Origin of the sequence: Paenibacillus sp. VTT E-133280 (assembly GCF_002264385.1) — a bacterium.
GTDB lineage: Bacteria > Bacillota > Bacilli > Paenibacillales > Paenibacillaceae > Paenibacillus_AQ > Paenibacillus_AQ nitricinens.
This window is the reverse complement of record NZ_NFUX01000067.1, coordinates 14,204-39,782: the sequence shown is the minus strand read 5'-3', so window position 1 is coordinate 39,782 and position 25,579 is coordinate 14,204. Positions and strand designations below refer to the sequence as shown.

Here is a 25,579-nt window from a genome sequence, read left to right as displayed (position 1 = left end):
ATGCTCTATCCAGCTGAGCTACCGGGACATGATGGCTGGCTGAAAAGCAAGCAGGATTTATCATATCATGTATGCCGATGTTTTTCAAGCTGTTTTTTAAAAAGAGTACGGGGTATGCTATAATCTACAATTATTAAGTTTCGGATGAAGCTTAAGGTCTTAATAACATTTATGACGTTTTAGAATTCAATTCACATAATTAGCTATAAGGAGGTGCCCTCATTAAAGATTCAGATTCCCCCGCCACAAAAGAGAATATCGTCCTGTTTCCCAAGACACTGGACTATTATCAAATCCAGCTTACGGTGATGCTGGAGAGTGAACGATACGGGGAAGCGATGGAGCTGCTGCGTTTTTTGCTGCAGTGTCAAGGACAGGAAGAGCGGAATTACGAGGAATGGCGGTCTCTGCTGGAATGGCTCGAAACAGCTTTCCCTTATGCCTCTCAGAATGGAGATGCAGAAGGAGCCGTTCACCCCGAAGACGAAGATTTAAGGGAAGAAGATATGGCCCGTCTCTTGGCCAAATCAAAAATGACTGAGGATGCGGGGTATCCTCAAAAGCTGCTGCAGCGGATAATGAATGAGCCGCTGTCAGAGGCGACAATCCTAGCACTAGAGCAGCTTTCATATCTGGAAGGCGGCGGAGTCGATGAGGCGCTGACGGCATGGCTGCAGGGGGATAATGTTCACCCACTGCTGCAATTTCGGACCCTGCAGACCCTTCGGCGGCGTGGGATGCAGGGAACAGTGAATCTGATTCGTGGTCACGAAACAGCAATTGTAGAGATTGAAAGTGTGCCGCTGCAGACAGAGGATTTTCCACCACAGGTGAGTCAGGTGCTCGAGCGGGTAGCCGAGCAGGCGGAGGTACACGAGCCTACGCTGTATTATTTTGCACAGGAGCTCTGGGGCCAGTTCGTCATGTCGATTTATGGATCGGAAGAGTATCGGAAAATACTGGATGGGGAAGACGCGCTACTAGATATTTGGGCGGGGGCGTTACACCAGTTTGTATCTGAGAGCTTAAACGGTACACGGCAAGAGGAGGAGACTCGCGGAATGTACGGCATTACCGACGGCATGCGCTTTCAATTTGAAGGGGCATATCGTGCGCTCAAGGGTTTTGTAAAGACTTCTCTACTTGATAAATAAAGTAATGTTGTATATAATATAATGGTTATTCTGTGCGTGGATTGTATCATTTTTTGAAGTAAACTTGTGAACCTATATTTTGGAGGGAAAAGTATAATATGAAAGCAACATGGGAAAAAATAGAGAAGAACCTTGGAGTTCTTGAAGTAGAAGTTGACGCAGAACGCGTTGCAGCAGCACTTGATAAAGCTTTTAACAAAGTCGTTAAGAAAGCTAACGTACCAGGCTTCCGTAAAGGTAAAGTGCCACGCCCGATCTTTGAATCCCGTTTTGGTGTAGAAAGCTTGTACCAAGATGCAATCGACATTCTTCTTCCTGAAGCTTATGGTGAAGCCGTTGAACAAACTGACATCTTCCCTGTAGACCGTCCTGAAGTTGATATTGAGCAATTTGCTAAGGGTCAATCCTTTATCTTCAAAGCGAAGATCACGGTTAAACCTGAAGTGAAGCTCGGCGATTACAAAGGTCTGGAAGTTCCAGTACAAAAAGCTGAAGTGACTGAAGAAGAGCTGAGCGCTGAGCTTGCTCGTCTGCAAGAGCGTCATGCTGAACTCGTAGTAGTTGAAGAAGAAGCAGCAGCTAACGGCGACATCGCTGTGATCGATTTTGACGGATATGTTGATGACGTACCGTTCGAAGGCGGAAAAGCTGAGCGTCATTCTCTTGAACTTGGCAGCAACTCCTTCATTCCTGGATTTGAAGAGCAAGTAGTGGGAATGTCCACTGGAGATTTCAAAGATGTTGAAGTTACTTTCCCTGATGAATACCATGCAGAGAACCTTGCGGGTAAGAAAGCAGTATTCAAAGTGAAACTGCACGAAATCAAACGCAAACAACTTCCTGCACTCGATGATGAGTTCGCTAAAGATGTAAGTGAATTCGAAACTTTGGAAGAGTACAAAGCAGATCTGAAAGCTCAGCTCGAATCCCGTAAACAGGATGAACTGAAAGGCCTTCGCGAGAACGCAGTTGTTGATAAAGCAGCAGCAAACGCTGAAGTTGAGATCCCTGAAGCCATGATCAACAGCGAAGTTGAGAACATGGTTCGTGACTTCGACACTCGTCTTCGTCAACAAGGTATGAACATGGATATGTTCCTTAGCTTCTCCGGTCAAACTCGTGAAGACTTGCAGAACCAAATGAAAGGCGATGCTGAAAAACGCGTTCGCAACAACCTGGTACTGGAAGTTATCGCTAAACAAGAGAACATTGAAGTTTCCGAAGAAGAAGTTAACGAAGAGTTGGCTACTATGGCTGAAGCTTACAAGCGTACTCCAGAAGAAATCCGCAGCATCTTGGCAGCTAACGGTTCACTGAGCAGCTTGAACGAAGAACTTTCTTTGCGCAAAACCATTGATTTCCTTGTTAGCAATAGTGTAGAAGTTGAAGCAGTAGAAGAAGCACCAGCTGCTGAAGACGCTAAAGCTGAGTAAGATTTTTAAAACTACCTAGAACGGCCGAGAAATCGGCCTCCATACAGATATGATAAGGCACGTAAGTTTCGTTACGTGCCTTATTTTTATCCTCGGGCACAGATATATGTGATTACATAGGTATCCGTATGAGCGTATGGTATTAAGGAAATTGGCGTGATGACGTCACTATCACAAGCAGTGGACAGGTCTGCTGTAGTGAAAAAATGACATCGGGCCGTGAACGTGTTAAAATATTTTTGAAACGATAAGACTAATCTGTATAGAGAAAAGAGGTTGGTGGCATGAGTCTGGTACCAATGGTTGTGGAATCAACAAGTCGTGGAGAACGTTCATACGATATCTATTCCAGATTGCTCAAGGATCGCATTATTTTCTTAAGCAGTGCGATTGACGATGATGTCGCCAATCTGGTTATTGCTCAACTGCTGTTCCTTGCAGCAGATGATCCCGAGAAGGACATTCACTTGTACCTCAACTCACCCGGTGGTTCAGTAACAGCCGGCATGGGTATATACGATACGATGCAATACATCAAACCGGATGTTTCAACCATTTGTGTAGGGATGGCGGCAAGCATGGGATCGCTCCTTCTGACAGCTGGGGCTCCGGGCAAAAGATACGCGCTGACTAACAGCGAAGTTATGATTCATCAACCGCTCGGCGGTGTTCAAGGTCAAGCGTCTGACATTTGGATTCATACCGACTGGATCCTCAAGACGAAACAGAAGTTGAATCAAATTTATGTAGATCGCACAGGTCAGCCCCTTGAAAAAATCGAACGGGACACAGACCGCGATAACTTCATGAGTGCGGAAGAAGCCAAGGAATATGGGCTTATTGACCAGGTTCTTTCTTCACCGATGAAATCTTAAAGGGGTGGTTAGATGTTTAAATTTAATGATGAAAAAGGGCAATTGAAATGTTCTTTTTGCGGCAAATCACAAGAGCAGGTTCGTAAGCTTGTAGCAGGACCGGGCGTTTATATATGTGACGAATGTATCGAGCTTTGCACGGAAATCGTGGAAGAAGAGCTCGGTCATGAAGAAGAGCTTGATCTGAAGGATATTCCGAAACCAAAGGAAATCCGCGATATTTTGGATCAATATGTAATCGGTCAAGAGCAAGCGAAGAAATCGCTGTCTGTTGCGGTTTACAATCACTATAAGCGTGTGAACAGCCAGAGTAAGATCGAAGATGTTGAACTGACGAAGAGTAATATTCTTTTGCTTGGTCCAACCGGTTCGGGTAAAACTTTGCTCGCACAGACGATGGCGAAGATTATCAACGTTCCATTTGCGATTGCTGATGCTACTTCCTTAACGGAGGCTGGTTATGTCGGCGAGGATGTTGAGAACATTCTGCTTAAGCTGATTCAAGCGGCAGATTATGATGTGGAGAAAGCCGAACGCGGCATTATCTATATTGATGAGATTGATAAAGTGGCACGTAAATCCGAGAACCCGTCCATTACCCGTGACGTATCCGGTGAAGGTGTACAGCAGGCGCTTTTGAAGATTCTGGAAGGAACAGTTGCTTCTGTACCTCCACAAGGTGGACGTAAGCATCCTCATCAGGAGTTTATTCAAATCGACACGACGAACATCTTGTTCATCGTGGGCGGTGCCTTTGACGGTCTGGAGCAAATGATTAAACGCCGTATCGGTAAAAAAGTCATTGGCTTCAACGCAGCGGTTGAAGGACAGAAGGATCTGGGGCCTGGCGAATATTTGTCGATGGTATTGCCTGAAGACTTGCTCAAATTCGGACTAATCCCTGAATTTGTAGGCCGTCTGCCAGTGATCTCGACTTTGGAGCCGCTTGATGAGAATACGCTGGTGCGTATCCTTTCCGAGCCTAAGAATGCACTCACTAAACAATATATCAAGCTGCTGGAAATGGATAACGTAGCGCTGAAGTTCGAACCGCTGGCACTCGAAGCGATTGCCAAGGAAGCGATCAAACGCAATACGGGAGCCCGTGGACTGCGCGCGATTATTGAGAGCATCATGCTTGATGTGATGTATGAAGTGCCTTCACGTGATGATATTAAGGATTGTGTGATCACGGAGCAGGTCGTTCAAGAGAAGGCTTTGCCTGAATTGAACCTTAAGAAAGACAAGAAGAAAGAGGAAAGCGCGTAAGTCGCTTACCTTAACAATACATGTCACTGTCTCCACCTTTCTTCCGCTTATCCCGCTTCACTAGCGGTTGCGAAGGGGTGGAGCTTTGGCGTTATGGGGGAGAAAAATCATGTTCTTGAGACACCAAACCCGTCCTGTCAATGTTGGCGGGCTCATTATTGGGGGAAACAACGAGGTTGCGATTCAAAGCATGTGTACAACCAAAACAGCTGATGTGGAGGCTACTGTAGCCGAAATTTTACGGCTTGAGGAAGCAGGCTGCCAACTGGTACGCGTTACTGTCAACAATGAAGAGGCAGCCGCCGCGATTAAGGAGATCAAGAAGCAGATTCATATCCCACTCGTAGCGGATATTCATTTTAACTATAAGCTCGCGCTGATGGCTATTGAGAACGGCATCGATAAAGTCCGGATTAATCCGGGGAATATCGGTCGTCGGGAGAAGGTAGAAGCAGTAGTTAAAGCTTGTAAAGAAAAAGGAATTCCGATTCGGATTGGTGTAAACGCCGGATCTTTAGAGAATCATCTCTTGGAGAAATACGGATACCCGACTCCAGAAGCTATGGTAGAAAGTGCGCTGTACCATATTGGCATTCTGGAAGAGCTGGATTTCCACGACATTATCGTTTCCTTAAAAGCATCCGATGTGCCAATGGCCATCGAGGCTTACCGTCAGGCTGCGGAAGTCATTCCTTATCCGCTGCACCTCGGGATTACAGAATCCGGCACCTTGTTTGCCGGTACAGTAAAAAGCTCCGCAGGTATTGGTGCACTGCTCTCTATGGGCATCGGCAGCACCCTGCGTATCTCGCTTAGCGCTGATCCGGTGGAAGAAGTTAAGGTGGCACGCGAGCTGCTGAAGACCTTCGGTCTGATCTCTAACGCGGCTACACTCATTTCTTGTCCGACTTGCGGACGACTCGATATCGATCTTTTCTCCATTGCTAATGAGGTGGAAGAATACATTTCGAAGCTTAAGGTGCCTATTAAAGTATCCGTGCTCGGCTGTGCCGTTAATGGCCCTGGTGAGGCGCGTGAAGCAGATATTGGTATTGCTGGTGCCCGTGGGGAAGGTTTGTTGTTCCGTTACGGTCAGATGATTCGTAAGGTGCCTGAAGCGGAACTAGTGAACGAGCTGAAGAAGGAAATTGATGCGATCGTTATAGCGTATGAGGAGACTGGTGAAATCCCAGGCCGCGCTCATGCTAACCTTGCACCTCCAGTGCAATCGAAGTAACTGGTATTTTACGAATTAATGATTCAATTCATAATAAGTGGCGAAGAACGCCCTGTTACACCCCGGTATATCCGGTGGTGGGAATGGGGCGTTTTTTTTTGCGTGGAATTAATTAGTGTGGGGAAGGACGAATGAATAAGGGGGAACATCGAATGAACTATGAACAAGCGCATGAAGCGTTTATTGAGAAACATCTAGCAAGCAGGACTGGGGAAAGACGAGGAAGGCTAGAGAGAGGGCATCGTCATGCCGAAGAGATGTTTTTACAGAATGTATGGTGGGCGCTTCGTGGGGATTTCGCTGATCTACATCCGGAGTATGAGGTGCTGGATTGGCGCGGGCGATCTTATTTTGCTGACTTTGCTTTCTTGCCAGGACCCGTAAAATTATTGTTTGAGATCAAAGGATATGCAGCACATGTAAGAGACATGGACAGGCTGAAGTATTGTAATGAGCTAAATCGTGAGACGTTTCTGTACGGAATGGGTTACCAAGTAATCTCATTTGCCTACGACGATGTGGAACAGCGCCCTGAGCTATGCGTTACGTTGCTAAGATTGGCGTTAAGCCGCTACCAAATTGTAAGTGCACCGAGTGGTGGAGCAACTCTCACGGAGAAAGAAATTATCCGATATATAGTTGGAAAAGCGGGTGTAGTTCGACTTAAAGATATAGCAGATTATTTCGCGCTAGATCCTAAAACGGTACGATTGATGCTTATGAGATTATGCGAGAAAGGCTGGCTGAAAGCCGTGAAAAGGGAAAATGGCGTTAGAAATGTAGGTTATGAGTTAGCTCGGGATGTCTTATTTTACTGGGATTGATTAGCATAAGTTAAGGGGAGTAGTTAGGGATGAGTGTATTGTGAGAAAGAGCTGCACTTCAAAAGTAACTATGATTGTATGCCTGTTATAGGGAAAATCTCCCTATAAGTAGACCGATTTTGCTCGAAAAGTGAGATTATACGGAAAACCTCCCTATAAATTCGCTGAAAGTAGCTGTTTGTACGTAAAACCGACGAGTTATAGGGAGGAATTCCCTATGAGCCCCTCATTGGGATCGCCCTTCTCAAACTATAGGGAGTTCTTCCCTATAGTTCGGGGTCATGACCGAGCAAACGAATAGATATTTACCGAAATATTTCAACAAGGTTACTTTGCGTACTTAGTGAATTCATTGTATTAAGATAATTTCCGTTACTGAGGAGCCAAGACTAATCAAGTTACTTTACCCATATAGACAAATACTACAGTTACAGTATCTAATTAGATTCGATACAAGTAGCAATCCAATTCGCTAAAGTAGGCATTCGGTGTACATTGTGAATACGATTTGCTAGGTGAATCGGTGTACAGATGCTCACTTCAAAGGTAACTATGATCGCATTCCTGTTATAGGGAAAATCCCCCTATAAATAGACCGATTTTGCTCGAAAAGTGAGTTTATATGGAAAACCTCCTTATAAATTCACTATAAGTAGCTGTTTTTACTTGAATCAACGTAATATGGGGAGAAATTCCCTATAAGCCCTTCATTGGGACTACTTTCTTCAAACTATAGGGAGGTTTTCCCTATAGTTCTTACTAATTGGGTCATAACTGAGCAAATGAGTAGATATTTAGCGAAATAAATTAATAAGGTTACTTTGCGTACTTAGTGAGTTCAGTTTATTAAGATAATTATCATTACCGAGGAACCCAGACTAATCAAGTTACTTCCCCCCATTCAAACAAGTTTGTTACTAAATCTCAGGACTCCACCGACTGTCCTACATCAACAATTCAACAAATCCTCATTTGTGCGTTTACTAATTACCGAAACGGCTATACTACCTAATAGTAGCCAAAGGTGGAAAGGTAGACTGAACGAAACAGGAGGATGACCTATGGAATTAAGTATAGTTGTGATGATCGTGCAGCTCTTTTTCGCGCTGGTTATCGGCGTATACTTTTGGAATCTGCTGCGGGGTCAGAAGACAAACAAGACGGCGGTAGACCGAGAGTCGCGTAAAGAACTGGATAAACTACGGAAAATGCGTATGATTTCATTAACCAAACCCTTGTCGGAGAAAACTAGGCCGGCTTCTATTGGAGATATTGTCGGGCAAAAAGACGGGCTGCGCGCCCTGAAGGCCGCATTATGCAGTGCTAATCCGCAGCATGTGATTATTTATGGTCCGCCGGGAGTCGGCAAGACTGCAGCGGCACGGGTGGTCATGGAAGAGGCAAAGCGCAATCCGCTATCCCCTTTTAAAAACGATGCCAAATTCACTGAAATCGATGCGACAACCGCTCGTTTTGATGAGCGAGGTATTGCTGACCCGTTAATCGGATCGGTGCATGATCCTATCTATCAGGGTGCCGGAGCTATGGGTGTGGCAGGCGTGCCGCAACCGAAGCCGGGCGCGGTGACAAAAGCACATGGCGGGATTCTTTTTTTGGATGAGATCGGTGAGCTTCACCCCATTCAGATGAACAAGCTGCTAAAGGTGCTGGAGGACCGGAAGGTGCTGCTAGAGAGCGCGTATTATAATTCGGAGGACAATAATACTCCGGCTTATATTCATGATATTTTTCAAAATGGATTACCTGCTGATTTCCGTTTAGTTGGCGCGACTACGCGTTCCCCGGATGAGATCTCTCCAGCACTGCGTTCACGCTGCATGGAGATTTATTTCCGTCCGCTATTGCCGGATGAGATTGCGGTCATCGCGCGTGACGCGATACAGAAGATCGGACTGAAGCCAAGCCCGGATGCAGTCACTGTTGTGCAGCAATATGCAACAAATGGCCGGGAGGCAGTCAATATGATTCAGCTCGCAGCTGGATTAGCGCTAACGGAGCAGAGAGATACGCTTAATGCTGCTGATGTAGAATGGGTAGCAGGCAGTAGCCAGCTGCCACTTCGAACAGAGCGCAAAATTCCTTCCGCGCCTCAGATCGGATTGGTTAACGGACTTGCAGTGTATGGACCGGGAATGGGCACCTTGCTCGAGATCGAAGTATCCGCAGCACCTGCGCAGAACGGTCAAGGTAGATTGAACGTAACCGGAGTGGTAGATGAGGAAGAGATTGGCGGAGGTTCTCGTACAATTCGGAGAAAGAGCATGGCTAAAGGCTCCGTGGAGAACGTATTGACCGTACTGCGCACCATGAATCTGGAGCCGGACCGATATGATCTGCATGTGAACTTTCCAGGTGGAACCCCCATTGACGGACCTTCAGCAGGGGTTGCGATGGCAGTGGCTATTGTCTCCGCCATTCGTGGTCTTCCCGTGGATAATACCGTAGCGATCACTGGTGAGATAGGTATACATGGCCGTGTGAAGCCTGTTGGTGGTGTAATTGCGAAGGTGGAGGCTGCTTTTCAGGCGGGAGCTACTACGGTGCTTATTCCAAAAGAAAATTGGCAGTCCCTATTCGCTGACCTCGCCCCACTACGCGTCATTCCTATGGAAACGGTGGATGAGGTCTTCCGTCATCTCTTCGGTGCCGATACAGCAGATGTAAGGCTTCCTGCAGTAGCTGGCGAGCTTTTCTCCGCAGCACCTTCGCTTCTGAAGGCCGATGCCGCTGGAGAGTCTGCAAAGGGTTAAACTTTAAATATTACCTGGAATGTAAGCTAGGGTGTGTTATAGTTTCGATAAGTAAATCGAGACTTGCCGCTGGAATATAAAGGGAGCCGCAGGCGTGTCTGCTGCTTCCTTTTTTAAAGTATAAATTCACACTTTCCATAATCCTTACATTTCTTTGAGAAACGTTGCTGTTTTTTAAGGATAATAAGGTTGTTTATTCTTAAATTGCAAGTACTTTGTTGGTGTTTTGGGGCTGCTTTTGTTAGAATGAATTCATATGAGATTAATTGAGAGCCATGGGAGGTGCGAAAGCGATGATGACAAATAAAACAAAAGGTCGTCGTTTTCCTTTATTACCGCTAAGAGGTCTTCTTGTGTACCCAAGCATGGTTCTTCACTTGGATGTGGGCCGTGAGAAGTCAGTTCGGGCACTAGAAAAAGCTATGGTTGAAGATAATTTAATTCTTCTGTGTTCACAGTCGGAAGTGAATATTGAAGAGCCTGGTCAGGACGATATTTTTCGGGTCGGTACTGTCGCGAATGTGCGGCAAATGCTGAAGCTGCCAAACGGTACGATTCGTGTACTGGTTGAGGGTGTAGAACGAGCCGAAATTATTAATTATATCGATAATGATGAGTATTATGAGGTTATGGCGCGCGAGCTACCAGAAGAGGAAGATGGCGATCAAGAGTGTGACGCGCTGATGCGTACAGTACTTAATCAGTTCGAACACTATATAACGTTATCCAAAAAAGTGACACCAGAGACACTGGCTGCTGTATCCGATATTGAGGAGCCCGGTCGTCTTGCGGATGTTATTACGAGTCATTTATCGCTAAAAATTAAGGATAAGCAAGAAATTCTAGAGACGATTGATGTCAGTAAACGGCTAGAGAAGCTTCTTGATATTCTTAATAATGAGCGTGAAGTGCTGGAGCTTGAACGCAAGATCAATCAGCGTGTGAAGAAGCAGATGGAGAAGACGCAGAAGGAATATTATTTGCGCGAGCAAATGAAAGCGATCCAGAAAGAACTCGGCGAGAAGGAAGGCCGGGTGGGAGAAGCGGAAGAGCTGCGGAATTTAATGGAAGAGAAGAATTTGCCGGAACGCGTGAAAGAGAAGATGGAGAAGGAAATCGATCGTCTGGAAAAAATGCCAGTGAGCTCAGCGGAAGGTGGCGTCATTCGCAACTATGTGGATTGGCTGCTGGGTCTTCCTTGGAATGAACAGACAGAAGATGACCTCGACATTAAGAAGGCAGAGCAAGTACTCGATGAGGACCACTACGGTTTGGAGAAACCAAAGGAGCGGGTATTGGAGTATTTAGCTGTTCAGCAGTTGGTGAAGAAGCTAAAAGGTCCGATCCTATGTCTTGTAGGGCCTCCAGGTGTGGGCAAAACCTCACTAGCTCGTTCCATCGCCCGTTCACTTAATCGTAAGTTCGTTCGCATTTCGCTTGGCGGTGTGCGTGATGAAGCGGAGATCCGTGGTCATCGCCGGACTTATGTGGGTGCGATGCCAGGCCGAATCATTCAAGGGATGAAGACGGCAGGGACGATTAATCCGGTTATTCTGCTAGATGAAATTGATAAAATGGCTGCAGATTTCCGTGGCGACCCATCCTCAGCATTGCTTGAGGTACTGGACCCGGAACAGAACAATACGTTCAGTGACCATTTCGTAGAGTTACCGTTTGATTTATCGAACGTTATGTTTGTTACAACAGCGAATGTTGTGCATAACATTCCGCGTCCGCTACTTGATCGGATGGAAATGCTGTTTATACCGGGTTATACGGAACTGGAGAAATTGCAGATCGGTAGCCGTTATCTTTTGCCGAAGCAGAAGAAGAATCATGGTCTTGCAGAAGATCAGCTGATCATTGAAGACGACAGTTTACTACGTATCGTGCGCGAATATACTCGTGAATCCGGTGTGCGTAATTTGGAGCAGCAGATTGCAGCGTTATGCCGCAAAGCCGCGAAACAGATTGTGTCCAAGGAAAAAGAAAGTGTAGTCATTCTGCCGGATGACATCAAGGATTACTTAGGTGCATCGAAATACCGTTACGGTATGGCGGAGCTTGAAGATCAGATTGGCACAGTAACTGGACTGGCCTGGACTGAGGTTGGTGGCGATACGCTGCTGATCGAAGTGACTGTTGTGCAGGGAACGGGCAAGCTGACACTTACTGGACAACTGGGCGATGTAATGAAGGAGTCAGCGCAGGCTGCCTTTAGTTATACACGTTCGAAAGCGGAGGAGCTGGGGCTCCAGCCTGATTTTTATGAGAAGATTGATATTCATATCCACATTCCTGAAGGTGCAATTCCGAAGGATGGTCCGTCTGCAGGGATTACGATTGCTACCGCTCTAATCTCCGCACTTACGAAGCGTTATGTTTCGAAGGATGTAGCCATGACCGGTGAGATCACTCTGCGTGGACGTGTATTGCCGATCGGTGGACTGAAAGAGAAGTCTTTAGCTGCACACCGTGCCGGATATAAAAAGATCCTTCTTCCCAAAGACAATGAACGTGATCTGAAAGAAATTCCAGAGAGCGTACGCAATGATGTGGAGTTCATACCAGTATCTAACATGGATCAGGTCTTGCATCATGCGTTAGTTGAGCATCATAATGAAATTAGCAGTGAGCCACCGAGTAGTGTGCATTAGAAAGGAAGTCCTATGAAAGTTAATATTGCCGAATTTATAATCAGTGCCGTTGGCCCTGATCAATACCCTGATGATGCTTTGCCAGAGGTTGCTCTGGCAGGGCGCTCCAATGTAGGGAAGTCATCCCTCATTAACCGAATGATTAACCGCAAGAATCTGGCTCGGACAAGCTCCACCCCAGGTAAGACCCAGCATATGAACTATTACCGTATCAATGAAGGCAGCATGTATTTTGTTGACTTTCCAGGTTACGGATATGCAAAAGTGTCGAAGACACAACGTGCGACATGGGGCAAGATGGTGGAAAAATATCTATCTGAGCGTGATACGTTGAAGCTTGTTCTGCTCATCGTGGATCTGCGTCATCCGCCGACCAGCAATGATAAGATGATGTTCGACTGGTTGAAGCATTATGATCTTCCTATGTGTGTAGTAGCGACTAAGGCGGATAAGATTCCGAAGACTCGCTGGCAAAAGCATATCAAGATCATGAAGCAGGAGCTTGGCGTGCTGCCAGGGGATAATTTCATTCCATTCTCTTCAGAGATTGGCCTTGGTAAAGAAGAGCTTTGGGGATTGATCGACGGGTATGTTCTCTCCTCTCCAGATTCTGAGGATGCTGAAATAGATGGAAATGAACCTCAGCAAGAGGAACCTACTGAAGCCTAAGACAAGAACTCATTTACAATCAAGCAACCATTCCATTTGGGAATGGTTGTATTTTTTTGTGGGTAAAACTAAATTTTCTATGGGAAGGGACCGATAGATAACATATGAAAGATATCCATTGCCACATCTTACCCTTTATGGATGACGGAGCTACTGATTGGGAATCCGCTCTCGCCATGGCGCAAGACGCCTATAGGGACGGAATTACATCCGTCATTGCCACACCACATCACGCCAACGGTCAATATATGAATAACTCCGCTAGTATAAGAGAAGCGGTGGATCTGATGAATGAGAAACTTCGTCAGCATGGCAATCCACTGCTTGTTCTTCCGGGTCAGGAAATCAGAGTATACGGAGATTTACTGGATGATCTGGAGCGGGGGCAACTGCTAAGTCTTGCAGACTCGCGGTATATTTTGCTAGAAATGCCTTCTTCACGAGTCCCACGCAACATGGAAGAAATCTGTCACGAATTGATCATTCAAGGGTTCGTTCCGGTCATCGCCCATCCGGAGCGTAATGCTGAAGTAGCTGCCGATCCTTCTAAGTTAGAAAGATTGATAGAACTGGGATCACTCGGTCAGGTAACCGCACAAAGTCTTGCAGGCGTCTTCGGGAGTAAACTTCAGAAGCTATCCCTGGAGTTATGTCGTAGAAATGCAGTACATGTGTTGGCCTCTGATGCACATGACAGTGTTCATCGTCCTTTTGGATTAAATGCTGCTTATGTGGTTTTAGAGAAAGAATTAGGTCCTGAGATGCGCGACTATATGCGCGAGAACTCTCAGCAAATTGTGGCAAATGGTGAGGTTAATCATGGTAATCACGTACAAAAAAGGAGGAATCGACACAAATTGTTTGGGATTTTTTCCCGAAAGGGCTGACTAATCTACCTAATAGTGGTAGAATGGGTTTTATTGGGTGAATCGTTGATATACGTAATAGTGTAGACATAAGGTGAAATAGTCTAGGACTATAGTAACACGAGAATTTAAATACATATAAAGAGGTGGATATTTAGTGACTTTGAAAAAGAAACTAGTAGTATCGACATTAGCAGTTAGCATGGCAGCGGTTGCAGTAGCAGGACTTCCGCTTAGCAGCAAAGGATTGGCAGCTCAGTTTGGGATCGTTGGAACAGCATCCGCTGCAACTAGCGTGGATTTTGCAAGCTTGAAGGAGCGCGCAACGAAGCTTTATAGCACGCTTACTGATGCTGATAAGCAGACGCTTCGTGATTTCCGTACTGAGCTTCAAGGTCTTTCACGTGAGCAACTGGAAAAAGATTTCGCGCCTGTTTTGGCTCAACTTGAACTCAGCGATGGACAAAAATCTACATTGTTTGATTTCTATTTAGAAGTAGTATCGTCTATCTATACTCCGGATTTATCCGCAGTTACAGATATTCTGAAGTCCCCTAATTATGAGGCTTATCAAGCGCTACTGAAGGAAATCGGTAAACAAGCTGGTGTTACAGATCTTTCGGTTGAAGAAGTTTACAGCTTCATCTTTGGTTCAAACGGCGTTGAACAGAAGCTAATTAACTTGCTAAAAGGAAAATCAGAAACTGATCTGATTGATCTTATTGCTCATCCGAACAGTGAACTCGCGAATAAAGTGAAGGGTATTGTTCTCGATAGCACCATTGGTTCTGCCAACTATTCCTTGAGAGCGTCTCTAGCAGAACTTAAGATTACTAAAGATATGATTTCAGCAACCAAGAATAATGTTGAATCAACACTTAAGAATGAAAAAGCAGCTGCGCTAGTTCTGGCGAAAGCTTACTACAACGCGTATCTTAAGACATCTACACCAACTACTGATCCTACTACTCCGGGTTCCGGTTCCGGCTCCGGCTCCATAACGACTCCACCTGTATTAACTGTGGATCAGAAATTGGCAGCTGCGGCTACTTATGATGTATCTAAACTGGTACAAGTAGTAGATGGTAAAGCAACTGTGAAATTGGTAGATACCGATACAATCAATGCCTTGGCTAATCTTGCTGCTGCAGCTAAAGCTGCCGGTAAAGAAGGTACTGCCCTCACGCTGACATTGAATCTTGGTACGATCACTGCGCCTACTGTTGAAGTTCCGTTGTCCAAAGCTATTGTTGAAGCAGCTAAGACGAACGGCATTGCGAATATCGCAGTAACCTTTAATGGTGTAACCGTAACGATTCCTGTAAGTCAGTTCAGCACAGCTATTGCATTGACAGTAACTACCGCTAAACCAGAAGTTGTAACTTCTGTTACCAAACTGAAATTGGCTTCGGATGTATACGAGTTCGGACTCAGTGTGGATGGTGTAGCGACTAGCACATTCAAACAACCAATCACCATTAAACTTCCACTTAAGAATACTGATGGTCTTGATAAAGAATTGCTGTCCGTAGCGAAGCTTGTATACGGAAGCCTGCAATTCCAAGGTGGAGTGCTTGATGGAGAGTTCATCGTAGAACCACGTGATACATTCTCATCCTATGCAGTGCTTGAGAATAAAGTGAACTTTACGGATATTGCTAGTGTACAAGCATGGGCTGGCAAACAAATTCAAGTCGTAGCTGCAAAAGGTGCGATTGAAGGCGTAGGCGAAGGCAAATTCGCACCGAAGAGCAATGTAACTCGTGCAGAGTTCGCTAAAATGCTGATTCGTGCGCTTAATCTGGAGAATAACTCTGCTGTACAAAGCTTTAATGATGTAAGTTCATCTGCTTGGTATGCACCTTATGTAGCGGTTGCAGCAGAAAAAGGAATCATTACTGGCCGCAGTGCGGACAAGTTCGATCCTAATGCAACTATCACACGTGCAGAGATGGCAACGATGATCTCCCGCGCAGTGAAATCTATTCATCCAGCTGCAACAACGAATGTAACGGCAATTAGCCAATTCTCCGATGCTGCTAAGATCAGCGCATCTTTGAGAGATGGCGTAGCATTTGCAGCAGATCATAACTTGGTTATCGGAAATGCTGGTAAGTTCAACCCGAACGATACGGCAACTCGTGCTGAAGCAGCAGTAATTATCTACCGTACCATTAACTTCAAGTAAGTAAATAAAAAAGTATAGTATACAGCCTCCTCTCATGTAGGTGAGAGGAGGCAATTTTTTGCCAATAGGGAAGTACTGTAATATAGTAACGAAATATTTCAGAAATAGCTTGGAGGTAATTACACTTGTCATCACAAGAATTGGATCTTCGCGATTATTTTCAGATCGTCAGGAAGAGACTATGGCTGATTGTTAGCATAGTTGTTTTGGTGTGCGGTGTTGCTGGTGTGTACAGTCTGTATATTAAGAATCCGGTGTACGAAGCATCCACTAAGATTATCGTTAACCAGACACCGACACAATCGGCAGCAGCACAGCTTGATTTGAACCAGATTAATACTAATATTCAATTAATTAATACGTATAAGGAAATTATTAAGACTCCAGCCATCCTTGATATTGTTACGAGAGATTATCCGCAGTTCAATATTACTGCAGAAGAGCTGTTGAAGAAGGTTAATGTGAGCTCTGTCAATAATACGCAGGTGATGACACTTGTCGTTCGAGATAATTCGTATCAGCGAGCCGCTGAAATCGTGAATGCCATTTCACTTGTATTCAAGGATGAGATTCCTAACCTATTTAATGTGGAGAATGTATCGATTCTGAATGAGGCCAAAGTGAATCCACTTATCGAGCCAGGACCGGTAGAACCGAATGTCTTAATGAATATGGCTATAGCTTTCATCGTTTCCTTGATGATTGGTTTAGGGATTGCTTTCTTGCTGGAATACATGGACGATACGCTGAAGACTGAAGCCGATATTGAGAGATATCTTGGTCTGCCAACGATAGCAATGATTACAAGATTGGGTTCAGAAGAAAATAAACAAGGCATAACACAGGCACAGACGCAAACATCCAGAAAGGCGGGCGAACTCGAACATGTCACAGCTGCCAAATAAACAACGTCATCTGATTACCGTTACGAATCCTCGCTCCCCTGTATCTGAAGCGTTTCGTGCGCTACGCACGAATATTGATTTTTCTTCTGTGGATGAGACTATTCAAGTGATTATGGTAACTTCGTCCGGACCGGAAGAAGGTAAATCAACGGTTTCTGCTAACTTGGCGGCGGCTTATGCTCAAGCAGATAAGAAGGTATTGTTGATTGACGCGGATTTGCGGAAGCCTACAGCACATAAGACTTTTTCGCTTAGTAACCGATTTGGGCTTTCTTCACTACTGTCTCAGCAGGCGGTTCTTGAGGATACTGTCCAAGATTCTGGTGTTTCCAATCTTTCCATCATGACCTCAGGTCCGATTCCTCCAAATCCAGCAGAAATGATGGCTTCTAATCGGATGAGCACTCTTTTACAGGACTTGCGCCAGCGTTATGATGTCATTCTTATTGATACTCCACCGTTATTGGCGGTTACAGATGCGCAGATCATGGCTTCCAAGAGTGATGGTGTCATTATGGTTGTCAGCTATGGCAAGGTAAAGCGGGATATTGCTGTAAAAGCTAAAGCTAACCTTGATCGTGTAGGTGCAAAAATGCTTGGCGTGGTGCTCAATAATGTAAAACGTAAAGCCAGCGAAGGTTACTATTACTACTACTATGGAAATTGATAGGTTCTTAAACAATAATGTTGTTTTTGGAGGCACTGAAAATGACAGCGAAATCTAGAGTGGTTCTATTATTCCTCATTGACCTAGCAATCATATGGTTCAGCATTGTGACATCCTATTTATTTCGGTATCCTAACCACGCTCTTCAGGAATACGGTGCACAGATGCTGCAATTTGGCTTGATTGCAACATTTGCATTCGGGGGAAGTTTGATATATTTTGGTCTCTACCGAAGAATGTGGCAATATGCCAGCATTGGTGAGATTATATCGGTTTCTAAAGCCATTGTAGTAGGGTCTTTGTTTTCATTTGCCCTAGCTTATCTGATTTTGCCAGATAGAGTACCCCTTGCAATAGAAGTTAGGTCGATGGAGACCATTCTTTTATTAGTAGGTGGGGTTCGGTTTTTGTGGAGAGTACTCCATAATGACCGAATTAATTACAAAGACACTAAGACCCAAACACTAATTGTAGGTGCAGGGGATTGTGGAATACTAATTGCTCGGGAAATGATGGGGCCGTCTTTTGCTCATACGAAGCTGGTAGGTTTCATTGATGATAGTATCAATAAATATCATATGTCTATACTGGGTGTGCCCGTGTTAGGGAATCGTTACGCGATCCCCGCTATTGTGAAAGAACGGGAAATTCATGAGATTATTATCGCCATGCCCTCAGTTTCACGTACTGAAATCTCTGAAATTATTAATCTGGCAAAGAAGACCGGTGCTAAGCTTAAGATTATACCCGCACTTAACGATCTGATCGCGGGGAAAATATCCGTGAAGAAACTGCGAGATGTTAGTGTTGAAGATTTACTAGGCCGTGAGCCAATTGTAGCGGATTTGAACAGTATCCTAGGTTATGTCCACCATAAGACTGTGTTGGTTACAGGAGCTGGTGGATCGATTGGTTCTGAACTCTGTCGGCAGATTGCGCCATTCGGCCCGGACAAGTTAATGCTGCTTGGACACGGCGAGAATAGCATTTATACGATTGAAATGGAGCTTCGTAAGCAATTTCCTGATCTGAATATTGTTACCGTAATCGCAGATGTACAGGACCGCAGTCGGATGATGGACATATTCAGTAGTCATAATCCACATGTTGTCTTTCATGCGGCAGCACATAAACACGTTCCATTAATGGAGCGTAACCCTTCCGAAGCGATTAAGAATAATGTGTTCGGAACAAGAAATGTTGCGGATTGTGCAGATAAATATGGTGCGGAGAGATTTGTAATGATCTCTTCAGATAAAGCGGTTAACCCAACAAGTGTGATGGGTGCAACTAAGCGGATTGCAGAAATGTATGTGCAGAGTTTGCATACCACGAGTAGAACGAAGTTCTCAGCTGTGCGTTTTGGAAACGTGCTTGGCAGTCGTGGAAGTGTGATCCCGGCCTTTAAACAGCAGATTGCTGTAGGTGGTCCGGTTACGGTTACTCATCCAGAGATGGTTCGTTATTTTATGACGATTCCAGAAGCTGTGCAGCTTGTAATCCAGTCGGGCTCTTTTGCCAAAGGTGGAGAAGTATTCATTCTTGATATGGGTGAACCGGTAAAAATTCTAACCTTAGCTGAAGATTTGATTACACTCTCAGGTTATGAACCCTATAAGGATATTGATATTCAATTCTCTGGTATTCGTGAGGGTGAGAAGTTGTATGAAGAGCTGTTGACGGATGAAGAAAATTTAGGTTCTACAGATCATGGAAGAATCTTTATCGGTAGACCTAATGTAATCAGTCTGAATCAGCTAGAACTGGAATTTAAACGTTTGGAACGTGTTCTCGCCGAAGAACCTGAAGTTATTCGTGAAATAATCAATCAGATTGTACCGATGCAGCCCGTTGCCCAAGTTGCTATTAGCTAATTCATTCATAAAGGGGGATATGCAAGTGTTTAATAAACGATGGAAAAAGATCCTTTTATGGACGCTATCAGTCATTGTAGTGCTGGGTGTTGGTGGTTTGTTCGCTGCGAATTATGCGGTCGATAAGCTGATGAATTCTATGGTGGATGGTTTTGATCTGGAGTCTGAGGATCAAGTTAGTGGTGGTCAAGATCAAGGAACTGTACCTGAAGATGCAGTAGTGGATGGTAAAGTCGATCCTGTAGCGTCTGCAACACCTGCTCCATCAACAGATGATGTGGGAAGCAAAGATACTGGGGAAGCTGGAAAAGATACAACAGCTTCAACTACTAGCGAACCTACGAAAACACCATCAACAGATTCGAAAGATGGCTCTTCAGATGGATATACTGCACAGGTTTCAACAGATAAAGCTAAAGAAATTCAAGAGAATGTAACGATGAAGGATAAAGCAGATGTAGCTGCTATTGTACTCGGTCAACTAAGTGTATCTGATATTAATCGGCTAAAAGATCTAGCTAAGGGTGGTCTGACGCTTGATGAGAAACAGGAAGCACGTAGTATCATCCTCGGTAAAGTTTCTGAAGAACAATATAATGAGCTTTCACAGGTCGCTAAGAAGTATGGCGTGAGTCAAGGGAAGACACGTGATCAAGTCCTTAAAGAGGAAGAGCAATTAAAAGCGAAAGAAAAGGGAAGTGAATAAGTATGTCTAAAGCAACGCTACCAGTCATAGCTCTATCGTTGATAGCTTCAATAGGGTTAGCACCCTTAACGGCATCTGCACCTATTTCCGTATCAGCAGCGGCGATACCCAATGCAACAACTAAGGCGGCAGCAGCAGCTACAGTCAAAGTACAAAGCATGAATGTAAAGATGATTTTTGATGGAGCAAGTATTGGGACGCCTACAGGTCAATATGTATTCATGTACAACAATACAACTTATGTTCCATTACGCTTTATGTCATATGCATTACAAAAGAGTGTAGCTTGGGATGCTAAGAACGTTAAGGTTACTGTAGCAGAGCCTAACAGTTCAGAGCTAGTAGTGATTAAAGAGTATCTAATGAATGCAACCAACGGGAATAGTGCTTCAGCAGTATCTAAGAATCTTGTACTCAATCAAGTGAAGGCAAGTTATGTATTTAACGGTGCAGCCAAGGCATTACCTACGGGGCAATCCAGCTTTATCTTGAATGGCTCCTTATATGTCCCTCTACGTTTTTTATCGGAATCTGTAGGTCATAACATTAGCTGGGATCAGAAGACGAAGACCATTACTGCTGCTTCTAAGGCTTATCAAGAACAAGGTAGCACTAAGGATACATCTCCAGCAGCGACACCAGTACCAACGGATTCAACCAGTGCAGTTAATGGTGGTTCAGCGGGTACTGGTAAAGTTTCTTATGAAACCATTACTAGTGAAACGGAAGCCAAACTTACTGCGCTTGAAGAACAAAGCCGATCGACATTAATGAGTATTGCGTTAGAATATTTCGGAGCAAAAGATGAAGCGAGTAAAAAGAGTATTAAGGCTAAAGGTGTACAACAACTAGCCTCATTAACTGCCAACTTCAACAGTATAATAGCCGACACTGAACAAAAACTGAACAGTAACGGATATAGTACGGAGATTATTAGTCAGTATAGAAGTAAATTTGAATCGACACTTCAGTCAGGGAAAAATGCTGCTGAGGCAATGAAAAACTAAACAAGATAAGACGATCATCTCTATGTCTCTTGGACATAGAGATGATGTACATAGATAGAAAATAGTAACTTAAAGGATCAGGTGAACTTATGAGACCTTATGTTTACGTGAAACAAACCATTGATTTTCTGTTGGCTTTAATCGGAATGTTAGTGTTATGGCCGGTCTTTTTGATCATCGCGATCGCGATTAAGACAAGCTCTAAAGGGCCTATCCTATTTAAACAAAAGAGATTAGGCAAAAAAAAATCGGAATTCTACATTCTCAAATTCAGAACGATGCGAACGGATACGCCTAATGATATGCCAACTCATCTATTGAAGGACCCAGATTTTTTTATAACAAAAGTAGGCAAGTTCCTAAGAAAAACAAGCTTGGATGAACTACCTCAGATTATTAATATCCTCAAAGGTGAGATGAGTATCGTTGGACCTCGCCCTGCGTTATGGAATCAGTATGATTTGATTGCGGAGCGTGATAAGCACGGAGCAAATGATATTAAGCCTGGATTGACTGGGTGGGCGCAGATTAATGGTCGGGATGAGCTTGAGATTGATATTAAGGCTAGGCTTGATGGGGAATATGTTAGGGGTCTTTCTTTAATATTTGATATCAAGGTGTTTTTTATGACGATCTTAAGTGTTCTGAAATCAGATGGTGTAAAAGAGGGAACAACAAAACAGGAAGTGTCTTCTACCAAAGGGGTAACCTTATAAGATGAGCAAACGAAAGATATTAATTACTGGTAAAGGGAGTTATGTAGGTTCAAATTTTATGAAGTGGCTGGAACAATGGTCAGATCAATATGAAGTCGTAGAACTATCGGTTAGAGGTACGGAATGGAAGGAACATGATTTTTCAATTTATGATGTAGTACTCCATCTTGCTGGAATTGCTCATGTATCTACGGACCCAAGTATGGAGCAGCAATATTATAAAGTTAATCGCGATTTGGCAATTGAAGTTGCTGAGAAGGCAAAGAAAGAACATGTTAAGCAGTTTATTTTTACGAGCAGTATTATCGTCTATGGTGACAGCAGCCATATCAATAAGAAAAGAGTAATAGATAAAAACACAAAACCTCAGCCATCTAATTTTTATGGTAATAGTAAGCTCCAGGCGGAGGAAGGCATTTCTCTTCTAGAAAGTGATGATTTTAAGGTAGTTATAATTAGACCGCCTATGATTTATGGTAAGGGTTCTAAAGGGAATTATCCGAAATTGGCAAGCTATGCACGTAAATTACCACTATTTCCTGACATCGACAATGAAAGAAGTATGCTTCATATAGATAATCTTTGTGAGTTTATTAGGTTGATGATTGAAAATAATGAACAAGGCTTGTATTTTCCGCAGAATGCTGAATATGTAAAAACGGCTGAAATGGTTAGGCTGATCTCAGAGATTCATGAGAAAAATGTAAGACTCACAAAAGTTTTTAATCCCTTACTTAGGTTTATGGGGAATTTTGTGAGTACAGTAAATAAAGCATTCGGTAATCTAGTCTATGAACATAGAATGTCCGATTATAAAGAAAACTACAGAATTAGGGGTTTGAAAGAATCAATTGTAGTCACAGAAGCGGAGAAGAATTAGAGATGAAAAAGGTTCTTATATTAGTTAATCATGATGTAGTTATTTACAATTTTAGACGTGAGCTTGTTGAACGTCTCTTGCAAGAAGGATATGAAGTTTATATCTCTTCACCATACGGTGAACGTATAGATGACTTAGTTGCTATGGGATGTAAATATGTTGAAGCTTCAATTGAACGTCATGGAACAAATGTATTTAAAGAATTAAAGTTAATCTCTTATTACAAAAGAATAATGAGAGATATAAGGCCTGATGTGGTCCTCTCATACACAATTAAACCAAATATTTATGGTGGAATGGCTTGTAAATCTCTGAATATCCCTTATATAGCGAATATAACAGGTTTGGGTACCGCAGTTGAGAATGCAGGGATTATGCAGAAGATTACGATTACTCTGTACAAGATTGCTTTTAAAAAGATTAATTGCCTGTTTTTTCAAAATTCAGAGAACATGCAATTTTTTATTGATAATAACATCGTGGTGGATAGACATAGATTAATTCCTGGTTCAGGTGTTAATCTAGAACATTTTCAGGTTTTAGATTATCCATCTGAAGATACGATAGAATTTGTATTTATTTCAAGAATTATGAAAGAAAAGGGCGTAGATCAATATTTAGAGGCTGCTGAATACATAAGGCATAAGTATCCTAACACAAGATTCCATGTATGTGGTTTTTGTGAAGAGGCTTATGAAGATAAGTTATCATTATTACAAGCTCAAGGGATTATTTATTATCATGGTATGTTAAGAGATATTAGAGATATTCTTAAAAAAATCCACTGTACAATTCATCCAACATATTATCCAGAAGGGATGTCAAATGTATTACTTGAAAGTGCCGCGTGTGGTAGACCAATTATTACGACAGATAGAAGTGGATGTCGAGAGATAGTTGATGAAGGTATTAACGGATTTATTATAGAGCAACGTAATAGTAAAGAATTAATTGAATCGATAGAGAAGATTTTACAACTTGATTATCAAACGAAAAAAAATATGGGGTTAGCTGGTAGAATTAAAGTTGAAAAAGAATTTGATAGACAGTTAGTAAACAGTGCTTATTTAGATGAAATAATGAAAATTAAGAAATGGACTTAGGAGAAATATTATGATAAATAAGTTGAGAATATTGCATGTTTTAGGGGGACTGAATAGAGGCGGGGCCGAAACAATGGTGATGAATTTATATCGTAATATTGATCGTTCCAAAATACAATTTGATTTTGTCGTACATACTACTAATAAATGTGATTATGATGATGAAATAAGAGAGTTAGGCGGAAAGATATATCGTATGCCACGTTACAACGGTAAAAACCATTTAGATTATAAAAGGGAATGGAATGTATTTTTTTTTCGACATCCCGAAATTAGAATTGTCCACGGTCATATGAGAAGTACTGCATCTATATATTTAAAAATAGCGAAAAGTTTCGGAGCGAGGACTATAGCTCATAGTCACAGTACATCAAATGGGGTTGGTATTTCAGCCTTAGTTAAAAACATTATGCAATATCCAATTCGTTATAACTCAGATTATTTATTTTCGTGCTCTCAGAAAGCCGGCGAATGGTTATTCGGAAAATACCATTTTAAAAAAAAAAATTCTCTCGTCGTAAAGAATGCAATTGAGAGCGAAAGATATATTTTTAATATAATGAAAAGAGATAAATTAAGAAAAGAACTTGGAATCGATGGAAAGTTTGTAATAGGACATGTTGGTAGATTTTGTGTTGCAAAAAATCATAGGTATTTAATTGATATTTTTGAAAGTATTTATAATACTGATAATAATTCTTTATTGCTCTTAGTTGGAGATGGTGAATTATTAGAGGAAATAAAAAGTATAGTTAATGATAAGAAATTAAGTAATGCTGTTATGTTTTTGGGTAACAGATCAGATGTTTTTGATTTGCTTCAATGTATGGATACATTCGTATTTCCTTCAAAATTTGAAGGATTAGGAATATCAATTATTGAAGCTCAAGCTTCAAGTTTGCCATGTATAATTTCTGAAAATATACCATTAGAAGCACATATCACTAAGTTAGTACAAGTAGTATCTCTAAATAGAAGCCCTGATGTATGGGCTGAACACATATTAAGAGAAAAAGATAACTCGCGACGTGTTGATATGTCGGGAGAAATCAAAAAAAAGGGTTATAATGTTAACTTTAATACTAAGTGGTTAGAGGAATTTTATTGCGAAATTATCTGAATTCGAGGAGATGAATATGAATATTATATTAAGGTACTTTAAATTATTTTTGTTTAGAAAAAAGTGGAGAAGCAATAATACACATAATTCAACAATACCAAAAAGGTTATTTGATGAAAGGAGAGTTAATATAGGTAGATTTACTTATGGGGCTCTAAATATTTATTCTTATGGAGCTGAGAATGAGAGACTAATCATAGGTGATTTTGTTTCCATTTCTTCTGATGTAAAGTTTATTTTAGGTGGGAATCATAGGATGGATACCATATCAACCTTTCCCTATAAAGTTAAATTAATGGGTGAAAAAAATGAGTCTTATACTAAAGGTCAAATAATTATTGAGGATGATGTTTGGATCGGTATGGATTCACTTATTCTATCCGGAGTAAGAATTGGACAAGGCGCTGTTATAGCAGCGGGTAGTGTTGTAACCGCTGACGTCCCTGCATATTCTATAGTTGGTGGAAATCCTGCAAGAGTTATAAAATATCGATTTGATGAAAATACGATTAATACTTTAAGATCAATTGATTTTAAGTTAATTGATTCTGATTTTTTTTATGCAAATAAAGAACAGTTCTATAATAAAGCAGATGAGAAATCTTGTGCTAGAATTTATTTGGAATTAGAAAAATATAATGCAGAGAAAAAAAGGTGA

21 protein-coding genes are annotated in these 25,579 nt (G+C 42.6%); all 21 read left to right on the top strand.

Going from position 1 to position 25,579, the window contains the following annotated elements; all coding sequences use genetic code 11:
- Positions 1 to 338 precede the first annotated feature (338 nt).
- The 21 genes from CA600_RS24285 to CA600_RS32130 all read left to right on the top strand — a co-directional run bounded on the left by CA600_RS24285 (position 339) and on the right by CA600_RS32130 (position 25,579).
- The gene (locus CA600_RS24285; protein WP_373455859.1) at positions 339 to 1,154 is read left to right on the top strand and encodes a hypothetical protein; all 816 of its coding nucleotides are present in this window, start codon (positions 339 to 341) and stop codon (positions 1,152 to 1,154) included.
- 98 nt (positions 1,155 to 1,252) lie between these two features.
- On the top strand, positions 1,253 to 2,587 hold the full coding sequence (gene tig / locus CA600_RS24280; RefSeq protein ID WP_094873532.1) for a trigger factor: 1,335 nt from the start codon (positions 1,253 to 1,255) through the stop codon (positions 2,585 to 2,587).
- Positions 2,588 to 2,871: 284 nt separating this feature from the next.
- A complete protein-coding gene (clpP, locus tag CA600_RS24275; protein WP_036685049.1) occupies positions 2,872 to 3,462 on the top strand; it encodes an ATP-dependent Clp endopeptidase proteolytic subunit ClpP in 591 nt (196 codons plus the stop codon).
- A gap of 12 nt (positions 3,463 to 3,474) precedes the next feature.
- Positions 3,475 to 4,731 carry an ATP-dependent protease ATP-binding subunit ClpX gene (clpX, locus tag CA600_RS24270; protein ID WP_094873530.1) on the top strand — a complete coding sequence of 419 codons (1,257 nt, stop codon included), beginning with the start codon at positions 3,475 to 3,477 and terminating at the stop codon, positions 4,729 to 4,731.
- A 109-nt stretch (positions 4,732 to 4,840) separates the two neighbouring features.
- A complete protein-coding gene (gene ispG, locus CA600_RS24265) occupies positions 4,841 to 5,968 on the top strand; it encodes a flavodoxin-dependent (E)-4-hydroxy-3-methylbut-2-enyl-diphosphate synthase (RefSeq protein WP_094873528.1) in 1,128 nt (375 codons plus the stop codon).
- A 152-nt stretch (positions 5,969 to 6,120) separates the two neighbouring features.
- Complete coding sequence (locus tag CA600_RS24260; protein WP_094873526.1) at positions 6,121 to 6,792, top strand: hypothetical protein; 672 nt, start codon at positions 6,121 to 6,123, stop codon at positions 6,790 to 6,792.
- Between the two features lie 1,061 nt (positions 6,793 to 7,853).
- Positions 7,854 to 9,563, top strand: coding sequence for an ATP-dependent protease LonB (lonB, locus tag CA600_RS24255; protein WP_094873524.1), 1,710 nt, complete (start codon positions 7,854 to 7,856; stop codon positions 9,561 to 9,563).
- Positions 9,564 to 9,856: 293 nt separating this feature from the next.
- On the top strand, positions 9,857 to 12,220 hold the full coding sequence (gene lon / locus CA600_RS24250) for an endopeptidase La (RefSeq protein WP_042191259.1): 2,364 nt from the start codon (positions 9,857 to 9,859) through the stop codon (positions 12,218 to 12,220).
- 12 nt (positions 12,221 to 12,232) lie between these two features.
- Positions 12,233 to 12,889 carry a ribosome biogenesis GTP-binding protein YihA/YsxC gene (yihA, locus tag CA600_RS24245; protein WP_256989994.1) on the top strand — a complete coding sequence of 219 codons (657 nt, stop codon included), beginning with the start codon at positions 12,233 to 12,235 and terminating at the stop codon, positions 12,887 to 12,889.
- Between the two features lie 104 nt (positions 12,890 to 12,993).
- Positions 12,994 to 13,776 (top strand): tyrosine-protein phosphatase, encoded by a 783-nt coding sequence (locus CA600_RS24240; RefSeq protein ID WP_094873522.1) that lies wholly within the window; start codon positions 12,994 to 12,996, stop codon positions 13,774 to 13,776.
- A gap of 136 nt (positions 13,777 to 13,912) precedes the next feature.
- Entirely contained in the window at positions 13,913 to 15,943 is a 2,031-nt protein-coding gene (locus CA600_RS24235; protein WP_094873520.1) for an S-layer homology domain-containing protein, read from the top strand.
- 125 nt (positions 15,944 to 16,068) lie between these two features.
- The gene (locus CA600_RS24230) at positions 16,069 to 16,848 is read left to right on the top strand and encodes a YveK family protein (RefSeq protein ID WP_094873518.1); all 780 of its coding nucleotides are present in this window, start codon (positions 16,069 to 16,071) and stop codon (positions 16,846 to 16,848) included.
- Positions 16,829 to 17,515: a CpsD/CapB family tyrosine-protein kinase gene (locus tag CA600_RS24225; RefSeq protein WP_060621833.1), complete on the top strand. Its 687-nt coding sequence runs from the start codon at positions 16,829 to 16,831 to the stop codon at positions 17,513 to 17,515. Before CA600_RS24230 ends, CA600_RS24225 begins: the two co-directional genes overlap by 20 nt.
- 41 nt (positions 17,516 to 17,556) lie before the next feature.
- Positions 17,557 to 19,389 carry a polysaccharide biosynthesis protein gene (locus CA600_RS24220; protein WP_094873516.1) on the top strand — a complete coding sequence of 611 codons (1,833 nt, stop codon included), beginning with the start codon at positions 17,557 to 17,559 and terminating at the stop codon, positions 19,387 to 19,389.
- 25 nt (positions 19,390 to 19,414) lie between these two features.
- Complete coding sequence (locus tag CA600_RS24215) at positions 19,415 to 20,095, top strand: hypothetical protein (protein ID WP_094873514.1); 681 nt, start codon at positions 19,415 to 19,417, stop codon at positions 20,093 to 20,095.
- 2 nt (positions 20,096 to 20,097) lie between these two features.
- Positions 20,098 to 21,102, top strand: a complete 1,005-nt coding sequence (locus CA600_RS24210) for a copper amine oxidase N-terminal domain-containing protein (protein WP_094873512.1) — start codon at positions 20,098 to 20,100, stop codon at positions 21,100 to 21,102.
- An 89-nt stretch (positions 21,103 to 21,191) separates the two neighbouring features.
- The gene (locus CA600_RS24205; protein ID WP_094873508.1) at positions 21,192 to 21,818 is read left to right on the top strand and encodes a sugar transferase; all 627 of its coding nucleotides are present in this window, start codon (positions 21,192 to 21,194) and stop codon (positions 21,816 to 21,818) included.
- A gap of 1 nt (position 21,819) precedes the next feature.
- Positions 21,820 to 22,698 carry an NAD-dependent epimerase/dehydratase family protein gene (locus CA600_RS24200; protein ID WP_094873506.1) on the top strand — a complete coding sequence of 293 codons (879 nt, stop codon included), beginning with the start codon at positions 21,820 to 21,822 and terminating at the stop codon, positions 22,696 to 22,698.
- A 2-nt stretch (positions 22,699 to 22,700) separates the two neighbouring features.
- On the top strand, positions 22,701 to 23,801 hold the full coding sequence (locus CA600_RS24195) for a glycosyltransferase family 4 protein (protein ID WP_094873504.1): 1,101 nt from the start codon (positions 22,701 to 22,703) through the stop codon (positions 23,799 to 23,801).
- Positions 23,802 to 23,811: 10 nt separating this feature from the next.
- Positions 23,812 to 24,921 carry a glycosyltransferase family 1 protein gene (locus CA600_RS24190; RefSeq protein ID WP_094873501.1) on the top strand — a complete coding sequence of 370 codons (1,110 nt, stop codon included), beginning with the start codon at positions 23,812 to 23,814 and terminating at the stop codon, positions 24,919 to 24,921.
- 16 nt (positions 24,922 to 24,937) lie between these two features.
- Positions 24,938 to 25,579: a CatB-related O-acetyltransferase gene (locus tag CA600_RS32130; protein ID WP_306440414.1), complete on the top strand. Its 642-nt coding sequence runs from the start codon at positions 24,938 to 24,940 to the stop codon at positions 25,577 to 25,579.